This is a genomic window from Kitasatospora sp. MAP12-44, assembly GCF_029892095.1.
Taxonomy (GTDB): Bacteria; Actinomycetota; Actinomycetes; order Streptomycetales; family Streptomycetaceae; genus Kitasatospora.
In genome coordinates, this window is record NZ_JARZAE010000004.1 from 5,518,689 (window position 1) to 5,530,635 (window position 11,947).

Below are 11,947 nucleotides of genomic sequence, written 5' to 3' on the forward strand. Positions count from 1 at the left end.
TGGTGGCGCGCGGCCCGTTGGGGGCGTGCGACGGGACTCGCGCGCCCCCAAGCAGACAAAACGGAGCTGATGGATCGTTACTGCGCTCCGGGCTTCCGCAGCTGGAACCAGTAGAAGCCGTGACCGGCGAGAGTGAGCAGATACGGCCACTCGCCGATCGACGGGAAGCGCACCCCACCGATCAGCTCGACCGGGTAGCGGCCCTCGAACCGCCGCAGGTCGAGCTCGGTCGGCTGGGCGAACCGGGAGAAGTTGTTCACGCACATCACGAGGTCACCCTGGTACTCGCGGACAAAGGCCAGCACTGCCGGATTGCTCGACGGGAGTTCCGTGTAACTGCCCAGGCCGAAGGCCGGGTTGAGTTTGCGGATTTCGATCATGCGACGCGTCCAGTGCAGCAGCGAGGACGAACTGCTCTGCTGCGCCTCGACGTTGGTCACCTGGTAGCCGTACACCGGATCCATGATGGGCGGCAGACTGAGCCTGCCCGGGTCGGCGGAGGAGAAACCCGCGTTGCGGTCGGGCGTCCACTGCATGGGGGTGCGCACACCGTCCCGGTCGCCCAGCCAGATGTTGTCGCCCATCCCGATCTCGTCCCCGTAGTAGAGGACCGGCGATCCTGGCAGCGAGAGCAGCAGGGCGGTGAAGAGTTCGATCTGGTTGCGGTCGTTCTCCAGCAGCGGCGCGAGCCGGCGGCGGATGCCCACGTTGGCCCGCATCCGCGGGTCCTTCGCGTACTCCGCGTACATGTAGTCGCGCTCCTCGTCGGTGACCATCTCCAGGGTCAGCTCGTCGTGGTTGCGCAGGAAGATGCCCCACTGGCAGCCGGAGGGGATGGTCGGCGTCTTGGCGAGGATTTCCGAGACCGGGTAGCGGCTCTCCCGGCGCACCGCCATGAAGATCCGCGGCATCACCGGGAAGTGGAACGCCATGTGGCACTCGTCGCCGCCGGAGCCGAAGTCGCCGAAGTAGTCGACCACGTCCTCGGGCCACTGGTTGGCCTCGGCGAGCAGCACGGTGTCCGGGTAGTCGGCGTCGATCTCCTTGCGGACCCGGGCCAGGAACTCGTGGGTCTCCGGCAGGTTCTCGCAGTTGGTGCCCTCCCGCGCGAACAGGTACGGCACCGCGTCCAGCCGGAACCCGTCGATGCCCAGGTCCAGCCAGAACCGCAGCCCGCCGATCATCTCCTCCTGGACCCGCGGGTTGTCGTAGTTCAGGTCCGGCTGGTGGGAGAAGAAGCGGTGCCAGAAGTACTGCTTGCGGACCGGGTCATAGGTCCAGTTGGAGGTCTCGGTGTCGACGAAGATGATCCGCGCGTCCGGGTACTGCTTGTCGTCGTCGGCCCACATGTAGAAGTCGCCGTACGGGCCGTCGGGGTCGTTGCGCGAGGCCTGGAACCACGGGTGCTGGTCGCTGGTGTGGTTCATCACGAAGTCGATGATCACGCGCATGCCGCGCTTGTGGGCGGCGTCCACGAACTCCACGAAGTCGGCCAGGTCGCCGAATTCGGGCAGCACCGATTTGTAGTCGGCCACGTCGTAGCCGCCGTCGCGCAGCGGCGAGGCGAAGAAGGGCGGGATCCAGAGGCAGTCGACGCCCAGCCACTGGAGGTAGTCGAGCTTGGACGTGAGCCCCTTGAGGTCACCGACACCGTCCCCGTTGCTGTCCTGGAAGGACCGCACCAGGACCTCGTAGAAGACCGCGCGCTTGAACCACTCCGGGTCCAGGTCCTTCTTCTCGGTGTCCGCGAAGGTGTCGTGGACGGGCTCATTCACAATCACTGAGGGTTCCTCCGAACCGTGAGGAGGTGCGCCGGCGCGGTCGAGGGGTCGAGCCGGACGTAGTTGTGGCGGTGCCAGGTGTAGGTGGCGCCTGTCAGTTCGTCGTGCACGGAGATCGGGTCGTCGCCGTCGAGAGTGACGGTGGCTTCCTGCGGATCACTCGGATCGAGGTTGACGACGGTGATGACGTGGTCATCGCCGGTCCGCTTGGAGTAGGCGATGACCTGGTCGTTGTCGGTGGCATGGAAGCGCAGGTTGCGCAGTTCCTGCAGGGCCGGGTGGCGGCGGCGCAGGCGGTTGAGGGTGGTCAGCAGCGGCGCGAGCGAGTCGGCGGTGTTCCAGTCGCGCGGGCGCAGTTCGTACTTCTCCGAGCGCGCGTACTCCTCGGAACCCTCGCCGGCGGGCGCGTTCTCGCACAGCTCGTAGCCGGCGTAGACGCCGTAGCTGGGCGAGAGGGTGGCGGCCAGCACGGCGCGCAGCGCGAAGGCCGCGGGCCCGGCGTGCTGCAGGTGGCGCGGCAGGATGTCGGGGGTGTTGGCGAAGAAGTTGGGCCGCATATAGGCCGCGCACTCGCCGGAGAGCTCGCTCAGGTAGTCCGTCAGCTCCTGCTTGCCGGTACGCCAGGTGAAGTACGTGTAGGACTGCTGGAAGCCGATCTTGGCCAGCGTGCGCATCATCGCGGGGCGGGTGAAGGCCTCGGCCAGGAAGATCACGTCGGGGTCGGTGCGGTTGATGTCGGCGATCACCTTCTCCCAGAAGACCACCGGCTTGGTGTGCGGATTGTCGACCCGGAAGATCCGCACCCCGTGGTCCATCCAGTACCGCAGCAGCCGCAGGGTCTCCTTGACGATGCCGTCGAAGTCCTGGTCGAAGTTGATCGGGTAGATGTCCTGGTACTTCTTCGGCGGGTTCTCCGCGTACGCGATGCTGCCGTCGGCGCGATGGCTGAACCATTCGGGGTGCTTGTTCACCCACGGGTGGTCGGGGGAGGCCTGCAGCGCGAAGTCCAGGGCGATCTCCAGGCGCAGCTCGGCGGCCCGGGCGACGAAGGCGTCGAAGTCCTCGATGGTGCCCAGGTCCGGGTGGATCGCGTCGTGGCCGCCCTCAGGCGAGCCGATCGCCCACGGGGAGCCGACGTCCTGGGGACCCGCCGTCAGGGTGTTCTCCGGGCCCTTGCGGTAGGCGAGGCCGATCGGGTGAATCGGCGGCAGGTAGACCACGTCGAAGCCCATCGCGGCGACCGCCGGCAGGCGCTCGGCCGCGGTGCGGAAGGTGCCCGAGCGCGGAGGGTTCAGCCGGGCGCCCTCCGAGCGCGGAAAGAACTCGTACCAGGAGCCGAAGAGCGCCCGCTGGCGCTCCACCTGGAGGGTCAGCGGGCGGGAGGAGCTGACCAGTTCGCGCAGCGGGTGGCGGGCGAGCAGCTCGGTCACTTCCGGGGCCAGGGCGGCGGCCAGCCGGGAGAGCGGGGGCAGCGACGCGTCGCGCAGCGCGTCCACCGCGGCCAGCACATGGGCCCGGCCGTCCTTCTTGGGCACGCCGGCCGCCGCGCGCTCCAGCAGCAGCGCGCCCTCCTCCAGGACGAGCGAGGTGTCGATGCCGGCCGGCAGTTTGACGGCGGCGGTGTGCCGCCAGGTGGCCACCGGATCGCTCCAGGCCTCGACGGCGTACGTCCAGCGGCCCGGCGCGGTCGGGGTGACGTCCGCGCCCCAGCGGTCGGTGCCCGGGGCCAGCTCGCGCATCGGGGTCCACAGGCCGCCGCGGCCCTTGGGGTCGCGCAGCACCACGTTGGCGTTGACCGCGTCGTGGCCCTCGCGGAAGACGGTCGCGCTGACCTGGAAGGTCTCGCCGACCACCGCGCGGGCGGGTCGGCGCCCGGCGTCCACCACCGGGGCGACGTCCAGGACGGGGATGCGGCCGATCATCGGGTCGCTCTCTTTCGGCGTGGTCTTCTTGGCGGCGGTCCGCTTGGCGGGTGCGGTCTTCTTGGCGGGTGCGGCCTTCTTCGCGGGCGCGCCTGTGCGCGCGTCGTCGGCGGCCCGGCGCGGATTCGTCGATTTCTTGGGCCCGGATTCGGCCGTCCGGGGGGCGCGCAGCGCGGTGACCCCCGTTATGGCCGGATCCGGCGTCGGGGTGCTGGACGGCTCCCACCCCTCGGTCACCAGTGCGGACTGATCCCGTGTCTCGCCGTGCATGCCAAACTCCTGCCCGAGATCGGCGGCAGCTCCCACGACGGTTCCAGGGCCGGGGAGTACCGGGAGGACTGCTGGGTGGGGGACTGACAAGCGATCGGAGCCTGCCCGTACCACCGTGTCCGGGGGGACCGGCCGATTCCGGGCGCCCACGATGGTCCGGAGCATGCGAGACGGCGCACGTCCCGGCGCGCGGCCTCGCGGCGCGCCCAATGGGCGATCCGACCCACCCCGGAAACGATCCGGGCAGGTTTGAGGACACGCAGTGACCCACGCGGGAGGACGCCGCGTCGGCCAAGTGGGCTAATGGGGGGTCAGGGGGAAGGGTACTGATGAGCTGGGCACCGGCCGCGCCGCACGAGTTTCGCCACCCATGCCGCACCCGCTTCGACAGCGGCCTGTGCACATCCTCGCACTGTTCGTAGCTCTTACCACTCGGTTGGGACTCAGTTCCGGACGGAGCGGGGGAGCAGATCGGCCATCTTCGGCCGTGAATCACCGGGGGGGCTGTGCGCTGGTTGTGCGCTTGAGGGGGCGCGTGCGCGGTGTGCGCCCCCTGTGCATCCCCGTGCGCTGGATGCGACCTCGTCTGTCGCTCGAATGGCGCTCAGTTTCGGGAGTTGACACTTCATCACGACCGTTTCCCGGTCTACGCTTCGGGCCGTGAAGGCCATCCGCAGATTCACCGTCCGCACCGTCCTGCCCGAACAACTCCAGCCGCTGCACGAACTCGCGCTCAACCTGCGCTGGTCCTGGCATCCCGAGACCCGGGAGCTGTTCCGATCGGTCGATCCCGGTGTCTGGGAAGCCGTCGGCGAGGACCCGGTCCGGTTGCTGGGCGAAGTCCCCGCGGCCCGACTCGCGGCACTCGCCGCCGACCGGCGGTTCCTGCGCAGGCTCGGCGACCTCGCCGACGACCTGCACGACTACCTGAGCGCGCCGCGCTGGTACCAAAGCGCGCAGCCCCCCGGCGGGGGCACCGGCCCGCTGCCCAGCGCCATCGCCTACTTCTCGCCCGAGTACGGCATCACCGCGGCCCTGCCGCAGTACTCCGGCGGTCTGGGCATCCTGGCCGGCGACCACCTGAAGGCCGCCAGCGACCTCGGCGTCCCGATCATCGGCGTCGGGCTCTTCTACCGGCACGGCTACTTCCGCCAGTCGCTCAACCGGGACGGCTGGCAGCAGGAGCGCTACCCGCTGCTGGACCCCGACGAGCTCGCCGTCAGCCTGCTGCGTGAGGCGGACGGCACGCCGTGCCGGGTCGACCTCGCCCTGCCGGGCGGGCGCACGCTGGCCGCCCAGATCTGGAAGGCCCAGGTCGGGCGGGTCCCGCTGCTGATGCTCGACTCCGACATCGACGCCAACGCCGCCGCCGAACGCGACGTCACCGACCGCCTCTACGGCGGCGGCAGCGAGCACCGGCTGCTGCAGGAGATGCTGCTGGGCATCGGCGGGGTGCGGGCCGTCCGCACCTTCTGCCGACTCACCGGCCACGCCGCCCCCGAGGTGTTCCACAGCAACGAGGGCCACGCCGGCTTCCTCGGCATCGAGCGGATCCGCGAGCTGGTCGCCGACCGGGCGGTCGCCCCGGACTTCGCCGTCGCCCTCGAAGCCGTCCGCGCGGGCACCCTGTTCACCACCCACACGCCGGTCCCGGCCGGCATCGACCGCTTCGACCGCGAGCTGGTGGCCCGTCACTTCACCGGTGACGCGGCGCTGCCCGGCGTCCCGGTCGACCAGGTGCTCGCGCTCGGCGTGGAGACCTGGTCGGGCGGTGACCCCAAGCTCTTCAACATGGCGGCCATGGGCCTGCGCCTGGCCCAGCGCGCCAACGGCGTGAGCACGCTGCACGGCGAGGTCAGCCGCTCGATGTTCAGCGCGCTCTGGCCGGGCTTCGACGCCACCGAGGTGCCGATCACCTCGATCACCAACGGCGTGCACGCGCCGACCTGGATCGACCCGGCCGTGGTCCGGCTGGGCGCCGCCACGATCGGCGCCGAGCGCGCCGACGACGCCATGGTCAACGGCGGCGACCGCCGCTGGACCGGCCTGGAGACGATCGGCGACGGCGAGATCTGGGAGGTCCGCCGGGCACTGCGCGCCCAGCTGGTGGACGAGGCCCGCCGCCGGGTCCGTGCCTCCTGGCTGCAGCGCGGGGCCGGCGCCGCCGAGCTCGGCTGGACCGAGTCGGTGCTCGACCCGGACGTGCTCACCATCGGCTTCGCCCGCCGGGTGCCCTCCTACAAGCGGCTCACCCTGATGCTGCGCGACCAGGAGCGGCTGCGTTCGCTGCTGCTGCACCCGACCAGGCCGGTGCAGATCGTGGTGGCCGGCAAGGCCCACCCGGCCGACGACGGCGGCAAGCGGCTGATCCAGCAGCTGGTGGCCTTCGCGGACGACCCGGCGGTGCGCCACCGGATCGTCTTCCTGCCGGACTACGACATGGCGATGGCCAAGCACCTCTACCCGGGCTGCGACGTCTGGCTGAACAACCCGCTGCGCCCGCTGGAGGCGTGCGGCACCTCGGGGATGAAGGCCGCGCTGAACGGCTGCCTCAACCTCTCGGTGCTGGACGGCTGGTGGGACGAGTGGTACGACGGCCGCAACGGCTGGGCGATCCCCACCGCGGACGGCGCCGGCTTTGACGAGGACCACCGGGACGACGTCGAGGCCGCCGCTCTCTACGACCTGATCGAGCATCAGGTGGCGGCCAAGTACTACGACCGGGGCTCGGACGACCTGCCGCATGGCTGGATCTCGATGGTCCGGCACACGCTGGTCACCCTCGGCCCCAAGGTGCTGGCGGGCCGGATGGTCCGCGAGTACGTCGAGCGGCTCTACGCGCCGGCCGCGCTGGCCCAGCGCGAACTGGCCGACGACGGCGCCCAGGTGCTGGCCCGCTGGAAGGCCAAGGTCCGCGAGGCCTGGCCGGCCGTCCGGGTCGAGCATGTGGACGCGGCCGGCCCGGCCGAGACGCAGGAGCTCGGCAGCACCTTGGCCCTGCGCGTGCAGGTGGCGCTGGGCAGCCTGGAGGCGGTCGACGTCGACGTCCAGGTGGTCTCGGGCGTGGTGGACGAGACGGACCGGATCGGTGACGCCGAGGTGCAGACCCTGAAGCCGGTGGGCGGTCCGGATCTGGACGGCCGCCAGCGCTACGAGGGCACCCTGGAGCTGAGCCGCACCGGCCCGTTCGGCTACACCGTGCGGATCCTGCCGACCCACCCCCTGCTGGCCGCCGCGGCCGAACTGGGCCTGGTCGCCCTCCCGCAGGAGACGGTGGGCATGGACGCCGCTCTGCTGCGCTGAACACGTAGTCTGCTTCTGCCCGGGAAGTCGGTCTGACCGACTTCCCGGGCAGAGTGCTGTCATCCCGTGGGAGGCCGACACCGCGGCGGCTGCCGCGCTGGCGGCGGACACCGGCAGCAGCACCAGCGGCTTCAACGCCACCCCGCTGGGCGGCATACCCGAGGAGGAGGCGAAGCAGGCCGTCGACCTGCTGAGCCTGGGCAGCAACGCGAGTGACGCCCAAGTGGCGCAGTTGGACGCGCTGTTGAAGGAGCACGCGGGCGACCCCCGGTTCACCACCGCCTTCTACGGCTCGCAGGACCCGAGCACCTTCCTGAGCAACTACGCGGCGATGGCCCAGAGCGCCGACTACGCCGGCAGCGCCGCCCGTTCGGCCTCGGTGAAGGACCTGGAAGCCAACCTCGGCCTCGCCCTGGCGAACGCCACCGACACCGGCAACCAGCCACACGTGACGGACACCTGGGAAGCCGCGCTGCGCAAGTCCGGCGCCGCACATGTGTCGATGTACCCCGGCCAGCCGGTGGAGGGCCAGCCGTACGGCTACCAGATCCTCTCCAACATCCTGCGCACCGGGACGTACGATCCGCACTTCCTGGATCCGGTCGCCGAGCACATCACCCAACTCACCATGGCTGACCCGGCCATGTGGGACTCGGCAGTGGTCCACCACGCCTACCCGTTCCAGGACCTCCAGTTCCTGGGCCAGAACGGCACCGGCTTCAACCCGATGAGCGGCATCCTGGAGGGCCTCGGCCACAGCCCGGCCGCCGCGACCGCCTACTTCGCCAACCCGGCCACCCGCTACAGCCCGGACGGCGTGGCCCTGGGCCCGGCGGACCCGCCCATCAAGTACCTCGACGTCCTGACCAACAACGGCCCGGGTGTCCGGGACAGCGGCTCCGCCTCGATCCTGATGGACCGCGACTCCGGCATCGCGCAACACCCCAGCACCGGACTGCCGTTCCCTGGCGAAGTCACCTCCCTGGGCCACGCGTTGGAGGCAGCGACGGTAGGAGTCCCGTACGACGCGGTGAACGCCGCACTGCCACCACACATTGCGGCGATGGGCGCGGTGATGAGCGACGCCGTGACGAAGTTCGGGCATGGGGACGGCCCGAAGATGCTGAGCGGTGACGGCGCGCTGTTCGGGAACCTCAATGGCAGTCTTGGACACATGACGGCGGCCTACATTGGGGATGTGCAGACGGCGGTGAGTGGTGGGATGCCGCCCATGCCGAGCTTCGGCGCACCGGCGCAACTGAACGAGGGTGACACCGTCAAGCTGCTCGGCACTCTCGGCCGCGACCCGGACGCGTACGGCAGCATCGTCCAGGCCCAGCAGGCGTACACGACTGCACAGATCCAGGATGTCTTCCAGCATCAAGCCGACCACGGCAACTTGGCAATCGCGGTCGACAACGCCGCCCGCCCGGGTGGGACTGTCGAGGGGATCATCAACGGGGCCAGGGCGAACCAGACGATGCTGCACCAGCAGGCGAGCGATGCCGCCTACAACGCCAAGATCGACCAGAACGCCCAATGGGCAACGAAGGTCTGGGGTTTCACAGGGGGCAAGTTGACCGACAAGATCCCGGCTGCGGGGGGCTACATCAACGACAAGGTCGGTGACGTCATCCAGAACGTCGCCAACGGCTACAAGGTCGACACCTCAGGGCAGGCAACCGACGGCGCGGTCTCGGCGATGCTCGGCACGTCCACAGCGTCCTCGGCTTCGGCAGCTGTCCGCGCCGCAGCGGCTGGGTCGAACCTGAGCCCGACGATGGTGACGGATCTGGCCGGCTCCGTAGTCGGTAGTTCGCAGGACGGGTACGACCAGGGCTGGCGGCTCTTCAGCGGTGGAGTCAACGCCGGGGCCGACACCGGAAACAAGGGCTGAGGGATGACCGTCTTCGCAGTGCGCAGGTGGCCGATCTGGGCACTGGTTGCCGTATTGGTGGTCGGTGCAGTGGTCACAGGGGCGTGGTGGAAGCCCTGGCAGTCCGTCAAGTTGCCGCAGAGCGCTTGCTGGGGGGCGCTCACCAAGGGCGACTACAAGATGCTGGCCGGGGACGACGGTACGGCCCTGCTGTCCACTCTCGGCTCGATTGACGGTCCTTACCCCGGCTCGTATCCCACACAGCAGTGCGACCTCTCCTGGAACACATCGCATCACCCGATTCTGACGGTTTCCATCACGCCGACCACTCAGAACAAGGCCCCGAAGCAGATCCAGCTACTGGACGGAGGAGCGGCTGAGCCAGTCGACTTCGGCGCTGACGCCGCCGGCTGGATCGGGACCGGCAGCGCATCTGTGGTTGATCTCTACCTGACCTGCGACTATCGGCAGGCTGCCAGTCTGGACATCTTCGTCGAGCCCTACGTGGAGATCACCGTCGCTGCCGGTGCAGGCGGCATCACGTCTGCGTCGCCAGTCGAGGTTCGTCAGGCCATCGCCGCTATCTCGCTGAAGTTGGCGAAGGCTGTGGTGCAGCGGATCCCTTGCTCAAACGCTGTGCGGTTGGCGGATCACGTACCCAGTGTGCCGCTGGGGTGATCGCAGCGGCGGTACGAGGAAGTCGGCTTGGTCGACTTCCCCGTGCAGGGCGTGCCGGAGAAGGGTCAGACGAGCGGCTGTTCGGCGGCGGCTGAGCGGCGGCCGCCGTACGAGGCGACCAGCGCGTTGGCGACGGCTGTGGCGTCCGCGTCGGCCACGTCCGCCGGGTACTCCGGCAGGAGGTCGTCCCAGACGGGCAGCCACGACCCGTACAGCTGGGCCTGCCCCTCGGGCCGGGCGAAGAACCAGAGGTGCAGGTGTGCGGCTCCGTCCCCGATGCGGTAGACGTGGGCTCGGGAGATATGCGCGAGCGCCTGCACGTGGCGGACGATGTGCGTGGTGAGCACTCCGAGTTCGGCGGCCAATTCGTCGGGCAGATCCGCCATGTCGTAGTGGTCGCGCGGGTACAGCATCAGCACCAGCGGCACGCCGACGCCCGCGATCCGGCTCAGTCGCCAGTGGTCGTCGAACCAGAGGCCCTCGTCCCGGGCACGGCACATGCCGCAGTCCGCCGGGTCCTCGCCGTGCCGGTCCGGCTCGGGAAGGACGGGCGGGCGCAGCGGCGAGACGCGCAGCCCGTCCGGCTCGAACGGGCTGATGTCCCAGCCGGTCATCCGCGCCAACGGAAGCCGAAGCTCACCATCCGCGGCCGAACGTGCGTGGTCGTAGAACTCATCAGGTCTCAAGGCCATGATCGGAAGATTAACGGGATGACGGAGGGATGAGGTGCGGGGAAGTCGGCGGGGCCGACTTCCCCGCACGGCTAGCGGTGGCTGAGGACGAGCAGGATGGCGGTCACGGTCAGTACGCCGGTGGCGGAGACCGCGTAGGCCAGGGCTCGGGTGGGTGGAGACGGGGGTGGCTCGGTAGGGGTGGGGGTCACTGTCGGTCCGCCGATGTCCGTAGGGCGGTGGCGAGTTGGGTGATCTCGGCTGGGTGGAGGGGGCGGAGCTGGATGAGGAGGGTGCCGGTCTCGGTCAGGTGCCAGCCGGCGCCGAGGTCGGTGGCGTCGAGGTCCGCGTGGGTGAAGGCTTCTGCCAACTCTGCGAGGGAGGCGGCGGCTTGGCGGCGCGGGTTGGTCATGACGTGCTGCCTGCTGCGGGCGGCTGCTCCAGTCAGCGCTGGTCGACGTCCCATTCGAAGCCGCCACCCGGCGGGCGGAGGTAGACGAGGGAGCCGACGCGGCCCATGAAGGCGCCGGTCCGGCGGTTGAGGGTGTCGTGGACCAACTCGCCGCGCCTGGTGGGTAGGCCGCCGTCAGGCGCCGGTGGTCCTGGGGACGAGGCCGGCGGGGCTGTTCGTAGTGGAGTCGCCTTTCCCAGGCGGAATAGGCAAGATCACCTCGCCCTTGTGATGGCTGGTCCGGGAAGTCGGCGTGGCCGACCTCCCGGACCAAGGTCGGGCTCAGGCGCTCAGGGTGTCGGTGTAGTCGACGAAGGTCATGCTGTTCGCGCCGAAATCGGCCACCAGGCGGAGGTGGCCCCCGATCGCCGCAATGAAGGCTGCGATCGAATCCACCTGCATCCGGTCGATGTCCCCGTTCTCCATCTTGGAGACTCGGACCTGGCTCACTCCCATGGCGGTTGCCACCTCGGTCTGGGTGAGGCCGCGTTCTTTGCGCAGTTCAGCCAGGTGGTAGCCGAGAGTGGCCGCCTCGCGGGTTGCGCTGGCGTCAGCCCTGCGCGTTGCATCGTCGATGCCGGGGTCGAGGGCGCGGCGCTGCTCCAGCGATTCGTCCCAGCGGTGATGGGTTGTCATTCGATCTCCTGCCGCGGGATGGCGAGGTAGCGGTCATATCGCTCCTCGGCGAGCTTGATGGCGTCCGAGTACCAGCTTTGCCAGTGGCCGGCTTTGTCGCCCGCCACTAGCAGGATCGCACGGCGGGTCGGATCGAACACGAACAGAATTCGGATCTCGCTCCGCCCTGACGACCCGGGTCTGAGTTCTTTCAGATTGTGCAGGGTCGAGCCGTGGATCCGGTCCACTGCAGGTCGGCCCAGTAGGGGACCTTAATCCGCGAGCAGCTCGATCGAATCTCGAACGAGCGACGCGTCCGTGGTGGGCAGGCTCAGGAACCAGTTGTGCACCTCGGGGGTAAGGATGATGTCCCAGCTCAT

Annotated in this window: 8 protein-coding genes and 1 pseudogene; 3 read left to right on the plus strand and 6 right to left on the minus strand. The window is 69.5% G+C overall.

The features are described 5' to 3' along the window. Window positions 1-77 precede the first annotated feature (77 nt). Both treS and P3T34_RS25530 read right to left on the minus strand, forming a co-directional pair. Entirely contained in the window at window positions 78-1,781 is a 1,704-nt protein-coding gene (gene treS / locus P3T34_RS25525; RefSeq protein WP_280668377.1) for a maltose alpha-D-glucosyltransferase, read from the minus strand. Beyond that, window positions 1,778-3,703, minus strand: a complete 1,926-nt coding sequence (locus P3T34_RS25530) for an alpha-1,4-glucan--maltose-1-phosphate maltosyltransferase (RefSeq protein WP_280672382.1) — start codon at window positions 3,701-3,703, stop codon at window positions 1,778-1,780. Before P3T34_RS25530 ends, treS begins: the two co-directional genes overlap by 4 nt. A 930-nt stretch (window positions 3,704-4,633) precedes the next feature. On the opposite strand from P3T34_RS25530, the gene glgP reads away from it, so the two are divergent. The 3 genes from glgP to P3T34_RS25545 all read left to right on the plus strand — a co-directional run bounded on the left by glgP (window position 4,634) and on the right by P3T34_RS25545 (window position 9,830). After that, a complete protein-coding gene (gene glgP, locus P3T34_RS25535) occupies window positions 4,634-7,276 on the plus strand; it encodes an alpha-glucan family phosphorylase (RefSeq protein WP_280668378.1) in 2,643 nt (880 codons plus the stop codon). Between the two features lie 223 nt (window positions 7,277-7,499). Next, window positions 7,500-9,173, plus strand: coding sequence for a DUF6571 family protein (locus P3T34_RS25540; RefSeq protein WP_280668379.1), 1,674 nt, complete (start codon window positions 7,500-7,502; stop codon window positions 9,171-9,173). 3 nt (window positions 9,174-9,176) lie between these two features. Next, window positions 9,177-9,830 carry a hypothetical protein gene (locus P3T34_RS25545; protein WP_280668380.1) on the plus strand — a complete coding sequence of 218 codons (654 nt, stop codon included), beginning with the start codon at window positions 9,177-9,179 and terminating at the stop codon, window positions 9,828-9,830. A gap of 65 nt (window positions 9,831-9,895) precedes the next feature. Here P3T34_RS25545 and P3T34_RS25550 read toward each other — a convergent pair whose 3' ends face one another. The 4 genes and pseudogenes from P3T34_RS25550 to P3T34_RS25565 form a co-directional block, all read right to left on the minus strand. Then, the gene (locus tag P3T34_RS25550) at window positions 9,896-10,522 is read right to left on the minus strand and encodes a hypothetical protein (protein WP_280668381.1); all 627 of its coding nucleotides are present in this window, start codon (window positions 10,520-10,522) and stop codon (window positions 9,896-9,898) included. Between the two features lie 187 nt (window positions 10,523-10,709). Beyond that, a complete protein-coding gene (locus tag P3T34_RS25555; RefSeq protein ID WP_280668382.1) occupies window positions 10,710-10,913 on the minus strand; it encodes a hypothetical protein in 204 nt (67 codons plus the stop codon). Between the two features lie 321 nt (window positions 10,914-11,234). Beyond that, on the minus strand, window positions 11,235-11,588 hold the full coding sequence (locus P3T34_RS25560; RefSeq protein ID WP_280668383.1) for an XRE family transcriptional regulator: 354 nt from the start codon (window positions 11,586-11,588) through the stop codon (window positions 11,235-11,237). Then, window positions 11,585-11,947: pseudogene (locus tag P3T34_RS25565) on the minus strand (type II toxin-antitoxin system RelE/ParE family toxin). The gene P3T34_RS25560 and the pseudogene P3T34_RS25565 overlap by 4 nt, the downstream one beginning before the upstream one ends.